Annotated in this window: 18 protein-coding genes; 11 read left to right on the top strand and 7 right to left on the bottom strand. The window is 64.4% G+C overall.

The genetic code is table 11. The features are described from left to right. The 3 genes from exbB to CWO91_RS36440 all read left to right on the top strand — a co-directional run. Positions 1–793 (top strand): tonB-system energizer ExbB (gene exbB / locus CWO91_RS36430; protein WP_245471487.1); only part of this gene is annotated, 793 nt, incomplete at its 5' end. A gap of 3 nt (positions 794–796) precedes the next feature. Then, entirely contained in the window at positions 797–1255 is a 459-nt protein-coding gene (exbD, locus tag CWO91_RS36435) for a TonB system transport protein ExbD (protein ID WP_130220278.1), read from the top strand. A 9-nt stretch (positions 1256–1264) separates the two neighbouring features. Beyond that, a complete protein-coding gene (locus tag CWO91_RS36440; RefSeq protein ID WP_130220279.1) occupies positions 1265–2080 on the top strand; it encodes an energy transducer TonB in 816 nt (271 codons plus the stop codon). Here CWO91_RS36440 and CWO91_RS36445 read toward each other — a convergent pair. The 7 genes from CWO91_RS36445 to CWO91_RS36475 form a co-directional block, all read right to left on the bottom strand. Then, a complete protein-coding gene (locus CWO91_RS36445; protein ID WP_130220291.1) occupies positions 2068–2490 on the bottom strand; it encodes a hypothetical protein in 423 nt (140 codons plus the stop codon). The two genes, CWO91_RS36440 and CWO91_RS36445, sit on opposite strands and share 13 nt — an antisense overlap. A gap of 63 nt (positions 2491–2553) precedes the next feature. Continuing rightward, entirely contained in the window at positions 2554–3234 is a 681-nt protein-coding gene (locus CWO91_RS36450; protein ID WP_130220280.1) for a site-2 protease family protein, read from the bottom strand. 150 nt (positions 3235–3384) lie between these two features. Next, a complete protein-coding gene (locus CWO91_RS36455) occupies positions 3385–3774 on the bottom strand; it encodes a GFA family protein (RefSeq protein WP_130220281.1) in 390 nt (129 codons plus the stop codon). A 7-nt stretch (positions 3775–3781) separates the two neighbouring features. Beyond that, positions 3782–4528, bottom strand: coding sequence for an SDR family NAD(P)-dependent oxidoreductase (locus CWO91_RS36460; RefSeq protein ID WP_130220282.1), 747 nt, complete (start codon positions 4526–4528; stop codon positions 3782–3784). 123 nt (positions 4529–4651) lie between these two features. Beyond that, positions 4652–5383 carry an SDR family oxidoreductase gene (locus tag CWO91_RS36465; RefSeq protein WP_130220283.1) on the bottom strand — a complete coding sequence of 244 codons (732 nt, stop codon included), beginning with the start codon at positions 5381–5383 and terminating at the stop codon, positions 4652–4654. Positions 5384–5522: 139 nt separating this feature from the next. Further along, on the bottom strand, positions 5523–7349 hold the full coding sequence (locus CWO91_RS36470; protein WP_091888523.1) for an IlvD/Edd family dehydratase: 1827 nt from the start codon (positions 7347–7349) through the stop codon (positions 5523–5525). A gap of 122 nt (positions 7350–7471) precedes the next feature. Further along, positions 7472–8572 carry a LacI family DNA-binding transcriptional regulator gene (locus tag CWO91_RS36475; RefSeq protein ID WP_130220284.1) on the bottom strand — a complete coding sequence of 367 codons (1101 nt, stop codon included), beginning with the start codon at positions 8570–8572 and terminating at the stop codon, positions 7472–7474. Positions 8573–8774: 202 nt separating this feature from the next. Between CWO91_RS36475 and CWO91_RS36480 the strand changes: the two genes are divergently transcribed. The 8 genes from CWO91_RS36480 to CWO91_RS36515 form a co-directional block, all read left to right on the top strand. Further along, complete coding sequence (locus CWO91_RS36480) at positions 8775–9842, top strand: ABC transporter ATP-binding protein (RefSeq protein WP_130220285.1); 1068 nt, start codon at positions 8775–8777, stop codon at positions 9840–9842. Positions 9843–9886: 44 nt separating this feature from the next. After that, complete coding sequence (locus CWO91_RS36485; protein ID WP_130220286.1) at positions 9887–11206, top strand: ABC transporter substrate-binding protein; 1320 nt, start codon at positions 9887–9889, stop codon at positions 11204–11206. 61 nt (positions 11207–11267) lie between these two features. After that, entirely contained in the window at positions 11268–12224 is a 957-nt protein-coding gene (locus CWO91_RS36490) for a carbohydrate ABC transporter permease (RefSeq protein ID WP_130220287.1), read from the top strand. After that, a complete protein-coding gene (locus CWO91_RS36495; RefSeq protein WP_130220288.1) occupies positions 12217–13143 on the top strand; it encodes a carbohydrate ABC transporter permease in 927 nt (308 codons plus the stop codon). Before CWO91_RS36490 ends, CWO91_RS36495 begins: the two co-directional genes overlap by 8 nt. Before the next feature lie 64 nt (positions 13144–13207). Further along, positions 13208–14194, top strand: coding sequence for a D-erythronate dehydrogenase (denD, locus tag CWO91_RS36500; RefSeq protein ID WP_130220289.1), 987 nt, complete (start codon positions 13208–13210; stop codon positions 14192–14194). Between the two features lie 23 nt (positions 14195–14217). After that, positions 14218–15204 carry a sugar kinase gene (locus tag CWO91_RS36505; protein WP_130220292.1) on the top strand — a complete coding sequence of 329 codons (987 nt, stop codon included), beginning with the start codon at positions 14218–14220 and terminating at the stop codon, positions 15202–15204. Positions 15205–15220: 16 nt separating this feature from the next. After that, the gene (gene eda / locus CWO91_RS36510) at positions 15221–15871 is read left to right on the top strand and encodes a bifunctional 4-hydroxy-2-oxoglutarate aldolase/2-dehydro-3-deoxy-phosphogluconate aldolase (RefSeq protein ID WP_165405961.1); all 651 of its coding nucleotides are present in this window, start codon (positions 15221–15223) and stop codon (positions 15869–15871) included. Between the two features lie 59 nt (positions 15872–15930). After that, positions 15931–16620, top strand: a 690-nt coding sequence (locus tag CWO91_RS36515) for a beta-ketoacyl synthase N-terminal-like domain-containing protein (RefSeq protein ID WP_283811057.1), incomplete at its 3' end; no start/stop codon positions are given.

The following is a 16620-nucleotide window of genomic DNA, read 5'->3' on the forward strand; positions in this document are numbered from 1 at the left end:
TTCGGCCTCGACGGCAACCGCGCCCGCTGTTCCGACGGCGCCCCCCGCGGCCGCCGGTCCGACCACCCCCAAGCCCGATGTGGCGACCGCTGTCGCACCGGCCATGAAGGAATTGTCGCCCTGGGTGATGTTCATGTCGGCGGACGTCATCGTGAAGGCGGTGATGATCGGGCTCGCCTTTGCCTCGCTGGTGACCTGGACCGTCTTCATCGCCAAGTCGATCGAACTGTCGGTCGCTTCCACCAAGCTGCGTTCGGCGCTGAAGAAGACCGCAGAGGCACGTTCGCTCGCGGAAGCCCAGATGGCGCTCGGAGCCAAGGAAGGGATCCTGCCGTCCTTCCTCGTGGCGGCGCTGCGCGAGGCGCGGATGTCGGCCGGCCTGTCCAGCGATGCCGGCATCAAGGAGCGCGCGGCCTCGAGCTTTGCCGAGATCGTGCGCGCGGAACAGCGCCGCATCCGCATCGGCATGGGCGTGCTCGCGACCATCGGCTCCACGTCGCCCTTCGTCGGCCTGTTCGGCACGGTCTGGGGCATCATGAACAGCTTCATTGGCATCTCGAAGTCGCAGACCACGAACCTTGCCGTGGTCGCGCCCGGCATCGCCGAGGCGCTGCTCGCCACCGCGATCGGTCTCGTCGCCGCGATCCCCGCGGTCATCATCTACAACCATTTCGCACGCGTGACGAAAGGCTATCTCGAGCTCGTCAGCCGCGCCTCGGGCGCGGCGGGGCGGCTGCTCTCGCGCGATCTCGATCGCAGCCACGGCAGCGTGCATTCGCGCGCAGCGGAGTGAACCATGGGCGTTTCGCTCGCAGACAACGACGGCGAAGACGACGATTTCTCGGAAACGCATGACATCAACGTCACGCCGTTCATCGACGTCATTCTGGTGCTGCTGATCATCTTCATGGTCGCAGCGCCGCTCTCGACCGTCGACTTGCCGATCGATCTGCCGACGTCGAGCGCGACGCCGCAGAAGAAGCCGGACAAGCCGACCTATCTCAGCATCAAGCCCGATCTGACGCTGGCGATTGGAGAGAACCCGGTTCACCGGGCCGAGTTGATCGGCACCCTCGACGGCCTGTCCGACATGAGCAAGGACAAGTATGTCTTCCTGCGCGCCGATCGCTCGGTGCCGTATGGCGAGTTGATGGGTGTCATGGAGCTCTTGCGCTCAGGCGGCTATACGCGGGTCAAGCTGGTAGCGCTGGAAGGCGCTTCCGGGGCGCCCGCGGCAGGCGCCGCCCAGCCTTAGAGGCGCACGATGTCGAACGAACCCAGACCATCCAGGAAGCTTTGGATCTTGGCGGCGGTGGCGGCGCTCGCGCTGCATCTGGGTGGCGCCGCACTCGCGCTGGCACACCTGCGGGCCGATGACGGCGACGATGGTCTGGGTGCGGCGGGCGCCGAGTTCGCCGTCGAGATGGCCTCGCCAAAGGCGCCCGATACCGACCTTCCGCCGGGGCCTGACAGCGAAGCGATGCAGGAGCAGCAGGCGCTTCCCGAGCAGAAGGCCGAGACCAAGGAAACCGAGCTGCCAAAGGACCAGTCGCAACAGGTCGACGATCCCGATCGGGTGATCACCGAGAACATCTCGAAGAAGCCGCAGGACGAGGATCCGAAGATCGCGGCGGTCGAAACTCCCGCTGCCGAGGCATCGCCGAAGTCGGTTGCGACGGCACGGCAGACACTCGATGAAGACGCGCGCGAGGCCGAGAAGGCCCTGGCGCCGGTGCTTGGGCTTGGCAAGGACATCCTGAAGATTACGGCGGACTGGAACCGCAAGATCAGCGCGCATCTGACGGCCCACAAGGTCAATCCGGAGGGCAAAGAGCCCAATAACCAGAAGGTCAAAGTGAGCTTTGCGATCAACCGCAGAGGAAACGTGCTGTCGGTCGACGTCGTGGAGTCGTCGGGGGACGCGGCTTACGATGCGGCCGCGGTCTCGATTGTCCGTAAGTCCGATCCCATTCCGCAGCCGCCAGCCGGGCTGACTGACGACCGGTTCGAGCGCACCGTCGACATCATCTTCACGCCGCCGGACGCGAAGAAAAAGAAGAAGACGGCTCAGCGCCAGTAGAGCCGGATTCCGACATAGACCACGACCAGGCAGGCGAAGATCAGCGCCACCGGGAGCGGCCGTTTCTGGCTTCCAGCGAATGCCGCCGCCCCGAAGGAGGCGGCCTTTTTCGGCTTCGGTGCCGGGCGGCGGAAGGCGGTAACATTGTCCGCCGCCGGCTCGGCCCGGCGGGGGCGGACATCGGGCGGAGTTCCGCCGCCGCCCATTTCGGCATAGTAGGCCTTGTAGATCGCGCCGATGGTGGCCTCGGTGGCCTCGCTCTCGCTCATCTGCTTCAGCAGGTTCTGATAGCTCGCCAGGAACTCCTGGGCCTCCGGAGGCAGCGCGGACGCCCCGTTGAGCTTGGCCATCATCTTCCAGGTGGCAAAATCGGCGCGGGCGCGGGTGTCGGCGCGTCGCGCGATCAGCATATCGGCAGCTTTGACCAAGTCGGCCTCTGGCCCTCAGGCTTACGTTCGGATGTCGCTGTTCAACTACACATTGCCGGTCAGGAACAGAACAGCCTGAATCACATAACCGGTCAACGTTCGCAGTATTGCTGAAATAACATCAAGATTTAGACCGAACTGCGAACCCGCAAGCGGTAGCAGGATCAGGAGGCCGATCAGGATCAACATCCCGACCGGCTCGAGCCGGGCCAGCGGCAGGGCGAGTGCCCGGGGCAACAGCCCGACCGCGACACGCCCGCCATCGAGCGGCGGGATCGGCATCATGTTGAACACCGCCAGGATCGCGTTGATCACGAGGGCATTCTTGAGGTTGTCCGCAACCCATTTCGCCGAGGTCGCAGGCACCAAGGGCAGGGCATGGAAGGCGAGGGCTGCGGCGAGCGCCAGCAGGATGTTGGTGACGGGCCCGGCCAGCGCCACCCAGACCATGTCGAGCCGGGGGTTATTGAGCTTGCGGAAATTCACCGGCACCGGCTTGGCGTAGCCGAACAGGAACGGCGAATGCGCGAACAGCAGCATCGCCGGCAGGATCAGGGTCCCGAACGGGTCGATGTGCCTGATAGGATTGAAGCTGACGCGACCGAGCTGCGAGGCCGTGTTGTCCCCGAGCCGGTCCGCGACGAAGGCGTGCGCAGCCTCGTGGAAGGTGATGGCGAGCACGAGGGGGAGCACCCACACGGAGAGGTCATAAATGGAAATGTTCACGGCTCGTCCGTCTTGGTTTGCCTGCTGCCTTACAGCCATCCAGCTAGAGCGGTGGTGCAGCAACGCTTCAGCTCAACATAGGGAGACCGGTTCCGAAATGCCACGCTGCAAACGGTCTGCCAGCGGCACGCCGCCGTGCCATCGCGCAATTTATGGAATCGTCGTCTGATATTGCATCAAGCCGTCGTCGAGCTTCACCCAGGCGAGCTTTTCCGAGACCCAGATGTGCTCGGTCGGCGCGAAGGCGTTGCGATCATCGAAGGTGGCCAGCGCGATGCCGGCGAGCGTACCGTTGCGGCGCCAGGCGAACAGCCGCGTGCCGCAGCGCTTGCAGAACACGCGGTCGATGTTCTCGGAGGAGGCATAGCGGGCGGTATCGCCTTCGACGCTGATCGCGCGCTGGTCGAACTGCGCGCGGGCGAAGTAGGGCGAGCCCATCGCCTTCTGGCAGGTGCGGCAATGACAGATGCGGACGTTGAGCGGCTCGCCCTCTGCCTTGAACCGCACCGCGCCGCACAGGCATCCCCCTTCCCGGATCATGATGTCCTCAATAAGTTGCGCGTCCGCCCGAGATGTCGAAGACGGCTCCGGTGGAGAACGCGCAGTCCTCGGATGCCAGCCAGCTCACCATCGCGGCGAGCTCTTCGACCAGGACGAAGCGCCCCTTCGGGATCTTCGATAGCATGAAGTCGATGTGCTGCTGCGTCATCTGGTCGAAGATCGCGGTCTTCGCCGCCGCCGGCGTCACCGCGTTGACGAGGATGTCGTGCGCCGCCAATTCCTTGCCGAGCGATTTCGTCAGCGCGATCAGGCCGGCCTTGGACGCCGAATAATGCGAGGCGTTCGGGTTGCCTTCCTTGCCGGCGATGGAGGCGATGTTCACGATGCGCCCGTATTTCTGCTTGAGCATGGCGGGCACGATCGCCTTGCAGCAGATGAAGGGACCGTCGAGGTTGATGCGCAGCACCTTGCGCCATTCATCGAGATCGGTCTCCCAGACCGGCTTGTTGACACCGGCGATGCCGGCATTGTTGACGAGGATGTCGATCTTGCCAAAGGCGCCGAGCGTGGCATCGCGGGCCTGCTCGACCGCCGCGGTGTCGGTGACGTCGACCTTGAAGACGCGCACGCTGTCGCCGATCTCCTTCGCCGTCTTCTCGGCCAGCGCGGCATCGAAATCCCAAATGGCGACCTTGGCGCCGGAGGCGACGAAGCGCTCGGTGATCGCGCGGCCAAAGCCCTGCGCGCCGCCGGTGACGATGGCGACGCGACCGTTGAGATCGATCTTGTTCATCGAGAAATCCCTTTCTCTATCCCTCATGGTGAGGAGCGCGCACTCGGCGCGCGTCTCGAACCATAGGGCCCGTGGCCAATCCCTCGAGACGGCGCTGCCGCGCCTCCTCGGGATGAGGAGTGATCAGAGCATGTAGCCGCCGTCGACGACGAGGTCGACGCCGGTGGTGAAGGCGCTTTCGTCACTGCCGAGATAGACCGCCATCGCTGCGATCTCGTCGGCGGTGCCGAGCCGGCCCATCTTCTGGCGGGAGATGAACATCTCCTTGCCCTGCGGCCCCTGCGCGGCGGCGCGGTCGAGCATCGAGGGCGTCTCGACGGTGCCCGGACAGATGCTGTTGCAGCGGATGCCCTTGGTGATGAAGTCGAGCGCGACCGCGCGCGTCAGCAGCGACACCGCCGCCTTCGACGCGCTGTAGACGTAACGGTTGGCCGGCGGCCGCAGCGCCGCGCAGGACGAGATGTTGACGATGCTGCCGCCGCCGCCTGCCAGCATCTCAGGCAGGAATGCCCGGATGGTCCGGTGCATGGACTTGACGTTGAGGTCGAACGAGAAGTCGAAATCCTCTTCCGAGCACTCCAGGATGGTGCCGTGATGCACGAAGCCCGCCGCGTTGAGCAGGATGTCGATCTTGCCGACGCGCTTGGCGAAGGCGTTGACGTCGGCGGTGTTGCGGACGTCGAGTTTAGTGACCTCGGCGATGCCCTCCTTGGTGAGGCTCGCAATGCCGCTCTCGTTGATGTCGGTGGCGATGACGGTTGCGCCCTCACGCGCGAATGCGATGGCGCATGCGCGCCCGATGCCTGCTGCCGCAGCCGTGACGACGGCGCGCTTTCCCTTGAGGCGGTCTGCCATGTTCTTGTTCTCCCTTGTGAGTTCGTCATTCCAGGGCGCGCCTCTTGGCGCGAGCCCGGAATCCATTATGCGACGAGTTCTATGGCCAGATGGATTCCGGGCTCGCGACTACGTCGCGCCCCGGAATGACAGTGCCTACTCAGTGATTATCCCGCGCCACACCAAACGTGCCGGCGACGTTCTGGTAGCGCGTGGCGAGCTCCATGCAGGCGCCGGTGGACTGCTGGCCGACCGTGTTGCGGTAGATCTCCTGCCACGGCGTCTGGTTCGGCGGATGCTTGAAACCGCCATTGGCCTTGAGCTCGGCGTGGCGCTTCTTCAGCTCCTCGTCCGAGATCAGGATGTTGGCGCTGCCCTTGTTGAGGTCGATGCGCACCTTGTCACCGGTCTTCAGGATCGCAAGCCCGCCATTGGCGGCGGCTTCCGGCGAAGCGTTCAGGATCGAGGGCGAGCCCGAGGTGCCGGACTGGCGGCCGTCGCCGATGCAGGGCAGGGACAGGATGCCGCGTTTGATCAGGGCTGCCGGCGGCTGCATGTTCACCACCTCGGCGCCGCCGGGGTAGCCGATCGGCCCGGTGCCGCGGATGAACAGCACGCAGCGCTCGTCGATGTCGAGCGAGGGATCGTCGATCCGCTCGTGATAATCCTCCGGCCCCTCGAACACGACGGCGCGGCCCTCGAAGGCATTGAGGTCCTTCGGGTTGCTGAGATAGCGGTCGCGGAATTCCTTGGAGATCACGCTGGTCTTCATGATCGCTGAATCGAACAGATTGCCCTTCAGCACCAGGAAGCCGGCGTCCTTCACCAGCGGCTTGTCGTAGGCCCAGATCACGTCGTTGTCGGGCGCGGGCGCATTCTTGCAGTTCTCGCCGATGCCGCGGCCGTTGACGGTGACCGCATCCTCATGGATGCGCTTGTGCTTCATCAGCTCGCGCACCACGGCCGGCACGCCGCCGGCGCGGTGGAATTCCTCGCCGAGATAGAAGCCGGCCGGCTGCATGTTGACCAGCAGCGGCACGTCGTGGCCGAATTTCTGCCAGTCGTCGATCGAGAGCTCGACCCCGATGTGCCGGGCGAGGGCGTTGATGTGGATCGGCGCGTTGGTCGAGCCGCCGATCGCCGAATTGATCACGATGCAGTTCTCGAACGCCTTGCGGGTCAGGATGTCCGAGGGCTTGAGGTCCTCCCACACCATCTCGACGATGCGCTTGCCCGTCTCATAGGCGATCTGGCCGCGCTCGCGGTAGGGGGCGGGGATCGCCGCGCAGCCTGGCAGCGAGAAGCCGAGCGCTTCGGCGAGCCCGTTCATGGTCGAGGCGGTGCCCATGGTGTTGCAGTGGCCGACCGAGGGCGCCGAGGAGGCCACGATCTCCATGAACTCTTCATAATCGATCTCGCCGGCGGCAAGCCGCTCGCGCGACTTCCAGACGATAGTGCCGGAGCCGGTGCGCTCGCCGGCATGCCAGCCGTTCAGCATCGGGCCGCCCGACAGCACGATCGCAGGCAGGTTCACGGTCGCCGCGGCCATCATGCAGGCCGGCGTGGTCTTGTCGCAGCCGGTGGTCAGCACCACGCCGTCGAGCGGATAGCCGTAGAGGATCTCGACCAGGCCGAGATAGGCGAGGTTGCGGTCGAGCGCCGCGGTCGGCCGCTTGCCGGTCTCCTGGATCGGATGGGTCGGAAATTCCATCGCGATGCCGCCGGCCTCGCGGATGCCTTCGCGGACGCGGTGCGCGAGTTCGATATGGTGGCGGTTGCAGGGGGAGAGGTCGTTGCCGGTTTGCGCGATGCCGATGATTGGCTTGCCGGATTGAAGCTCGGCGCGGGTGAGGCCGTAGTTCAGATAGCGCTCCATATAGAGCGCGGTCATGCCCGGATTATGCGGGTTGTTGAACCAGTCCTGCGAGCGAAGGTGGCGGCGAGCGCCGTTGCCGGCAGCGTGCCCATTGGTTGGCTTTTTTGTCATTGGTCTCTCCTGCAATGCAAACGCACTGGCGTCCGTCTCAATGTGTCGGCTGGTGCGATGCCCAGCGGCGCGAGCGATGGTCGGCCGGCCGGCTGGCGGGTCATTTCCTCACAAGTGCGATACTAGTCATGGCTACTTGGTAACGCTACCATTTTGTTCGCGACGCCGGCGCCGGAGGCGCCCGGCCTATTGTCCGAACGCCGTGACGACGAGCTTTGCCGCTCGACCACCTTGAAGCCGAGATCGAGCACCGGCTGCTCCGGCCGCCGTCCGTCGATCGCGTCGATCAGCATGGTCGCGGCGGTTTTCCCCATCTCGTAGCGGTTGGTGCGCACGCTGGTGAGGGTGGGGACGGCGGAGGCCATGAATTCGAGGTCGTTGAATCCGACGATCGCGATCTGCTCGGGGACCGCGATCTCCCGGCGCCGGCATTCGAACAGCACGCCGAGCGCGAGGTCGTCATTGGCGCAGAACACCGCATCGAGGTCGGGATCCCGCGCGAGGAGGTCAGTGAAGAGGGCGCCGCCGAGCGTCACCGATGTCGGCGTCGCCGTCGTGACCACGAGGCGTGGCTCGAACAGCGCGGCGTCCTTCATGGCCGAGACATATCCGTCCAGCCGCCGCTGCACCCGCGGATCCATCCGCGCGCCGACGAAGCCGATGTTGCGGTGACCCTGCGCGAACAGGTGGGCAACCGCCGCGCGCGCTGCATCATAGTGCGAAAAGCCGATCATCATGTCGACCGGATGGGGGCCGATCTCCATGATCTGCACGATCGGGCAGTCGGCGGCCTCCAGCATCGCTCGCGATTCCGCGGTCTGGTCGATGCCGGTGACGATCAGCCCGGCCGGCTTCTGCGCCAGAAAGAGGCGCAGCAGCTTCTCCTCCTGCAGGATGCTGTAGCGCGTGTTGGACAGCTGGATCGAGTAACGGCCGCCTTCGGAGGCGTCATAGATGCCGCGCAGCACGTCCGAGAACACGTTATTGGTGAGGGATGGGATCAATACACCGATCACCTCCGTGCGTTGCGAGGCCAGCGCGCGGGCCGCAAGGTTCGGCACATAGCCAAGCTCCTTGGCGGCGCTCTCGACCCGCGTCCGCTTGGCAACCGATAGCGCTTCCGGATTGCGGAAGAAGCGGGACGCCGTGATCGGGCTGACGCCGGCAAGCTCGGCGACTTCCGCCAGCCGGATTTTGCCTGACTTGGTGCGTTTTCGACCCATTTGTTGCTCTTAACACAGTCATGGTCGCAAACAAAGGAACGTTGACAGCGCTACCAGCAACGACTAACCAAAGACAAATTGCCAAAACCGCACAAACTGCCGACAATGTCGCCCGCTATTGATCGGGCTTCGTTCGGTGAAGTCTGAAAAACAAGACGGTCGCGGCGCGAGAGGCGCCGTGGACTTTCGAGGAGGGAGCTAGATGTCGTCTGTGCAAATCCGCGATGTGCGGAAATCGTTCGGCAACTTTGAAGTCCTGCACGGCGTGACGATTCCGATCGAGGACGGCCAGTTCGTCGTCCTGGTTGGTCCCTCCGGCTGCGGCAAGTCGACGCTTCTGCGCATGCTCGCCGGTCTCGAGAACATTACCTCGGGCACGATTTCGATCGGCGACCGCGTCGTCAATAATGTCCAGCCCAAGGAGCGGGACATTGCGATGGTGTTCCAGAACTACGCGCTCTATCCGCACATGACGGTTGCCGACAACATGGGCTTCTCGCTGAAGCTGCGGAATGCCGGCTCCGACGAGATCAACAAGCGCGTCAAGCGTGCTGCCGAGATCCTGGCGCTGTCGCCGCTGCTCGATCGCTATCCGCGCCAGCTCTCGGGCGGCCAGCGCCAGCGCGTCGCCATGGGCCGGGCCATCGTGCGCGATCCGCAGGTCTTCTTGTTCGACGAACCCTTGTCGAATCTCGACGCCAAGCTGCGCGTCGCCATGCGCACCGAGATCAAGGAGCTGCACCAGCGGCTGAAGACGACGACCGTCTACGTCACCCACGACCAGATCGAGGCCATGACCATGGCCGACAAGATCGTCGTCATGCATGACGGCATCGTCGAGCAGATGGGCACGCCGCTCGAGCTCTACGACAAACCCGACAACCAGTTCGTCGCCGGCTTCATCGGCTCGCCCGCCATGAACTTCCTGAAGGGCCATGTGCGCGCCAACGGCGTTGCCACCTTCGAGGGGCCGAACGGCGTCAAGCTGCCGCTCAAGAATGCGCCGACGGCGTCCGACGGCCGTCCTGCCGTCTACGGCGTGCGGCCTGAGCATTTCACCATCGCCGATGACGGCGCCGAGGCCGAGATCATCGTGGTCGAGCCGACGGGCTCGGAGACGCAGGTGTTCGCCAATGTCGGCGGCGAGCAGGTCGTCGCGGTCTTCCGCGAGCGCCACCAGTTCAATCCCGGCGACAAGGTGCGGCTGAAGCCCGACCCGTCGCTGGTGCATTTGTTCGACGAGGGGACCGGGAAACGGCTCAACGCATAAGATAGACTTAGATAAATCAAAAAAATCACCATTGGGAGGACAACATGCAAGACTTTACCCGCCGGGCATTGCTTCAAGGCGGAACGGCGCTGGCTGCAACCGGCGCACTGACTGGGCCTGCACTGTTCGAATTCGCGAAAGCCTGGGCGGCGGAATCGCCCTGGAAGGCGGAGCCGGGTGCGAAACTCACGGTGATGCGCTGGAAGCGCTTCGTGCCGGCGGAAGATGACGCGTTCAACGCGACGGTAGCCGCGTTCAAGGCCGCGACCGGTACGGAAATGAACGTGTTCAGCGAGTCCTTCGAGGACGTGCAGCCGAAGGCATCGGTTGCCGCCAACACCGGCTCCGGCCTCGACATGGCGTGGGGTCTCCACACGCTGCCGCAGCTATTCCCGACCAAGGTTCTGAAGATGAACGACGTCGCGGACTATCTTGGCAAGAAGTACGGCGGATGGACCGAGGCGGCGGCCAAGACCTGCAAACAGGGCAACGACTGGCTCGGTATCCCCGTCGCGACCGTGGGCGGCTACATGACTTACCGGAAGTCAGCGACCGACAAGGCCGGCTTCAAGGAATTTCCGAAGGATTTTCCCGGCTTCCTCGAGATGTGCAAGGCGATGAAGGCGAATAATACGCCGGCCGGCTTCGCGCTCGGACACGCCAGCGGTGACGCCAACGCTTGGCTGCACTGGATTCTCTGGGGGCACAACGCCTGGACCGTCAATGAGAAGGACCAGGTCGTCATCAACTCGCCCGAGACGTTGAAGGCGCTGGAATACGCCAAGGCCTTGTCAGACACCTTCATCCCCGGCGTCGCGTCGTGGAACGACTCCTCCAACAACAAGGCGTTCCTGGCCGGCGAACTCTATTGCACCTCCAACGGCATTTCGATCTATGTCGCCGCGAAGGATGATGCGACCAAGAAGGATCTGGCGGAAGATACCTATCACGCGTTGTGGCCCGTTGGGCCGATCGGGAAGCCGACCGAGTTGCAACTCACGGTTCCGATCCTGGCGTTCAACTTCACGAAATATCCGAACGCCGCGAAGGCGTTTACCTCGTTCATGCTCGAGAAGGAGAACTTCGAGAAGTGGCTGTCGGGCGCACGGGGTTATCTAACCCACACGCTGAATGCCTACGATAGCGCGCCGGTGTGGACAGCGGATCCCAAGAACGCGGTGTTTGGTCAGGCCTCCAAGCGCGCACTGCCCGCGTCCGGGATCGGCACGCCCGGCGAGAAGGCGGCGACCGCGATCGCCGATTTCATCGTGGTCGACATGTTCGCCAACTACTGCACCGGCGCAAAGGACGCGAAGGGCTCCGTCGCGGAAGCTGAAAGGCAGTTGAAGCGGATTTATCGCTAAGGTCACGAAGCGGGCGGTTTCGGCCGCCCGCTCATTTACACTCCGATCAGGGATGTCGGGTATGGCTGATATCGCAATTGCCCCCCGAGCCAAGCCTCAGTTTCGCGAGGCGACTGCCTGGGAACAACTCAGGCACAATCGCAACTGGCTCGGCTTCTGGTTCATGCTGCCGGCCATGGCGTTCCTGATCTTCTTCCTGGCCTATCCGCTGGGCCTCGGGATCTGGTTGTCGTTCACAGACACCCGTATCGGGCGCGTCGGTCATTATGTCGCAACCGAGAACTACGAGTGGCTCTGGGACGATGCGATCTTCTGGCTCTCGGTGTTCAACACGCTGCTCTATACCTTCGTCGCCAGCGCACTCAAATTCGCGATCGGCCTCTATCTCGCGCTGCTCTTGAACGAGAACATGCCGTTCAAGGCGATGTTGCGCGCGATGGTGCTCATCCCCTTCATCGTTCCGACCGTGCTGTCGGCACTCGCCTTCTGGTGGATCTTCGACTCGCAATTCTCGATCATCTCCTGGTCGCTGAGGCATCTCGGCCTGATCAGCCAGAACATCAACTTCCTGGGCGACACCACCTGGGCCAGGATTTGCGTGATCTTCGCCAACATCTGGCGCGGCGTGCCTTTCGTCGCGATCACGTTGCTCGCGGGACTCCAGACCGTGTCCCCGTCGCTCTATGAAGCCGCAACCCTCGACGGCGCCACCAGCTGGCAGAGATTTCGCTACATCACCTATCCCCTTCTCACCCCGATTATCGCGGTCGTCATGACCTTCTCGGTGCTGTTCACCTTCACCGATTTCCAGCTGATCTGGGCGATGACACGTGGCGGCCCGGTCAATGCGACGCATCTCATGGCAACCTTGTCCTACCAGCGCGCGATCATCGCGGGGCAGCTCGGGGAGGGCGCCGCGATCTCCAGCGCGATGATTCCCTTCTTGCTTGCGGCCATCATGATCTCATGGTTCGGCCTGCAGCGCCGCAAGTGGCAGCAGGGAGAGAGCAATGACTGACCTGCCCACCAGATCCATCGATCTCAAGAACGTGCTGTCGGGCTCGGCGCCTACGGCCGATCACAGCGAGGGCATGAGCTATCTGCAGTCGGTGCCGCGCCGGATCGTGACGCTCTATCTGCCGCTCACGATCATCGTCGTCATCCTGCTGTTTCCGTTCTACTGGATGGCGCTGACCTCGGTGAAGCCCGACGAGCAACTGCTCGATATGGAAACCTACAGCCCGTTCTGGACCTGGAGTCCGACCTTCAAGCACTTCCACAAATTGCTGTTCGAAAGCTATTATCCGCACTGGCTCTGGAACACGATGTATGTCGCGGTGTGTGCCACCGTGCTCTCGATCATCGCGTCGGTGCTTGCGGCCTATGCCATCGTGCGCCTGCGCTACAAGGGCGCGAGTTTGGTTGGTGGCCTGATCTTCCTCGCCTATCTCGTGCCGCCGTCGATCCTGTTCATTCCGCTCGCCACCGTCGTGTTCCAGTACGGCCTGTTCGACTCGCCGATGGCACTGATCCTGACCTATCCCACCATCCTGATCCCGTTCTCGACTTGGCTATTGATGGGCTACTTCAAGACCATTCCGTTCGAGCTCGAGGAATGCGCGCTGATCGACGGAGCGAGCCGCTGGCAGATCCTGATCAAGATTGTGCTGCCGCTCGCGATCCCCGGGCTGATCTCGGCCTTCATCTTCTGCTTCACGCTGTGCTGGAACGAGTTCATCTACGCGCTGACCTTCCTGCAGTCGACCAGCAACAAGACGGTGCCGGTCGCGATCGTCAACGAGTTCGTGGACGGCGACATCTATCGCTGGGGTTCGCTGATGGCGGGTGCGCTGGCCGGCTCGCTGCCGCTCGTCATCCTTTACGCCTTCTTCGTGGAGCATTATGTGTCGGCGATGACCGGCGCCGTGAAGGAGTGATCGCGGGGCTTGCCGAGGGCGCGTCAGGAGCGGTGCGCTCCGGCCAATAAGAAGGAGTAGGCTCTTGCACATTCTGGTTCTGGGCGCCGCCGGCATGGTCGGCCGCAAACTCTGTGAACGGCTGCTGCGCGACGGCCGGCTTGGCAAGAGCGACATCACGAAGTTGACCATGCATGACGTGGTCGAGCCGAAGAAGCCGGAAAAAGCCGGCTTCCCCGTCGAGACCGTTTCGGGCGATTTCGCCGTGCCCGGCGCGGCCGAAAAGCTGATCGTGGGCCGCCCCGACGTGATTTTCCATCTCGCCGCGATCGTCTCCGGCGAAGCCGAGCTCGATTTCGACAAGGGTTACCGCATCAATCTCGACGGCACGCGGATGCTGCTCGATGCCATCCGCCTCGTCGGCGGCGGCTACAAGCCGCGCGTGGTGTTCACGTCCTCGATCGCGGTATTCGGCGCGCCGTTCCCCGATGCGATCGGCGACGAGTTCTTCCACACCCCGCTGCTCAGCTACGGCACTCAGAAGGCGATCGGCGAACTCCTGCTCGCCGACTATTCCCGCCGCGGTTTCCTCGACGGCATCGGCATCCGCCTGCCGACCATCTGCATCCGGCCGGGCCTGCCGAACAAGGCGGCGTCGGGCTTCTTCTCCAACATCCTGCGCGAGCCGCTGGCCGGTAAGGAAGCGATCCTCCCGGTCTCCGAGGATGTCCGCCACTGGCACGCGACGCCACGTTCCGCGGTCGGCTTCCTGCTCCACGCCGGCACCATGGACCTCGCCACGGTCGGTCCGCGCCGCAACCTCACCATGCCCGGCCTGTCCGCAACCGTGGGCGAGCAGATCGCGGCCTTGAAGCGCGTTGCGGGCGAGAAGGTCGCCGCCCGCATCAAGCGCGAGCCGGATCCCTTCATCGTCGGCATCGTCGGCGGCTGGCCGCGCAATTTCGATGCGAAGCGTTCGCGCGAGCTCGGCTTCACCACCGCCGAGAAGAACTTCGACGACATCATCCGCATTCACATCGAAGACGAGCTCGGCGGCAATTTCGTCGCCTGATCGCGCACTGAGCGGGTCACATGATGGCGAGCGTTGCTTGCATCGGCGAATGCATGGTCGAGCTCCGGCAGGCCCAGGGCGGACATTCCACCGGATCGTCCGCGGCGCAAGGGCAGGGCGGCGGCCTGTATTCGCGCGGCTTCGGTGGCGATACGCTCAACACGGCGGTGTACCTGGCGCGGCTCGAGATCAAGGTCGACTATCTCACCGCACTCGGTGATGACGCCCTGAGTGATGAGATGATCGCGGCCTGGAATGCCGAGGGCGTCGGCACGAGGCGCGTCGTGCGGCTGCCGGGCAAGCTGCCCGGCCTCTACATGATCCAGCTGGATGCAAAGGGCGAGCGCCAGTTCTTCCACTGGCGCGACAGCGCGGCGGCGCGGCAGCTGATGAGCCTGCCGGAGACGGACGAGCTCCTCAATTCGCTGATGAGCTACGACATCGTCTATCTCTCCGCGATCACGCTCTCGATCTACGATGCGCCCGGGCGCGAGCGACTGTTCGCGGCAATCAAGCGCGCGCGCCTGCTTGGCACCCGCTTCGTGTTCGACACCAATTTTCGCGCGCGCGGCTGGCCGGACCGTGATGTCGCGCGCGAGGTGTTTGCCGCGGCCTTCGCGGCCGCCGACATCGTGCTGACCTCGACCGAGGACCTGCTCGCGCTCTATCCCGGCGAGAGCCACGAGCAGCTGATGGCCCGCATCCCTTCTCCGGAGCTGGTATTCCGGCTCGCCGAGCCGGTGAGCCTGTTGCGCTTTCCGGGGGCTACCCACGAGGTCCGCGCCGAGCCCATGACCAAGCCGGTGGTGGACACCACGGCCGCCGGCGACAGCTTTGCCGCGGCCTATATCGCCGCCCGGCTCGCCGGCTCGGAGCCGGTGGAGGCCGCCCAGGCCGGGCATCGCCTCGCCAGCCTCGTGATCTGCTATCCCGGCGCCATCATTCCGGGCTATGCCATGCCGCCGAAGAAGCGGCATCGGCCGGCGGCCTCACGCCAAGCGACCAAGTGAAGAAGCGACAACAACGATGACCACGAGTGCCCAACAGAATCACCTCGTCGCACTGTTCAAGGCGGCGACCGTCATTCCCGTCCTCACCATCGAGCGTATCCAGGATGCGGTGCCGCTGGCGCGTGCGCTGGTCGCCGGCGGCGTCCGCACGCTGGAGGTGACCCTGCGCACCCCCGTTGCGATCGAGGCGGCAAGGGCGATGATGGCCGAAGTGCCCGAGGCGGTCGTCGGCATCGGCACGATTCTCAATCCGGCCGACTTCGCCCGCGTCGAGAAGCTCGGCGTCGCGTTCGGCATCAGCCCGGGCCTGACCCCTGATCTCCTCAAGGCCGCCGCCGACAGCGCCCTGCCGTTCGCGCCGGGCATCGCGACCGCCTCCGAACTGATGATGGCGCTGGCGCAGGGGTTCGACGTCGCCAAATTCTTCCCGGCGGAGCAGGTCGGAGGCATCAAGGGCCTTCGCGCCCTCGGCGGGCCGTTCCCGAGCGTGCGATTCTGCCCGACCGGCGGGGTTGGCGAGGCCAATGCGGCGAGCTGGCTCGCCGAGCCCAATGTGGTCGCGGTCGGCGGTTCCTGGCTGTGCCCGACGGCCGAGATCAGGGCCGGGAACTGGGCCGGCATAACTGCCATCTGCCAGCGCACCCTCAAGGCCCTGAAAGCCGCGTGAAGTCTTGCCATCCCTGGGCTAAGACTTAGCTTAGGAAGAGACCCCAGGGAGAAATGACCATGACTGCCAGCATCGTCGGATGGGCGCATACGCCGTTCGGCAAGTTCGACACCGAAACCGTCGAAAGTCTCGTCACCCGCGTGGCCAACGAGGCGCTGGCGGATGCCGGCATTTCGGCCGGCGATGTCGACGAGATCGTGCTCGGCCATTTCAACGCCGGCTTCTCGCCGCAGGATTTTACCGCCTCGCTGGTGCTCCAGGCCGACCCGAAGCTGCGCTTCAAGCCGGCGACCCGGGTTGAGAACGCCTGCGCCACGGGCTCGGCCGCCGTGCATCAGGGCCTGCGCGCGATTGCCGCAGGCGCGGCCAAGATCGTCCTGGTCGTCGGCGTCGAGCAGATGACGCGCACGCCGGGGCCGGAGATCGGCAAGAACCTGCTCAAGGCATCTTACCTGCCCGAGGACGGCGACACGGTCGGCGGCTTCGCCGGCGTGTTCGGCAAGATCGCCAGCTCCTATTTCCAGAAGTACGGCGACCAGTCCGATGCGCTGGCGCTGATCGCGGCCAAGAACCACAAGAACGGCGTCGCCAATCCCTTCGCCCAGATGCGCAAGGATTTTGGCTTCGAGTTCTGCCGCGCCGAGAGCGAGAAGAACCCGTATGTCGCCGGTCCCCTGAAGCGGACCGACTGCTCGCTGGTCTCCGACGGTGCCGCGGCGCTGGTGCTGGCCGACGCCGAGACTGCCAAG

Origin of the sequence: Bradyrhizobium genosp. SA-3, from assembly GCF_004212635.1 — a bacterium.
Taxonomy (GTDB): Bacteria; Pseudomonadota; Alphaproteobacteria; order Rhizobiales; family Xanthobacteraceae; genus Bradyrhizobium.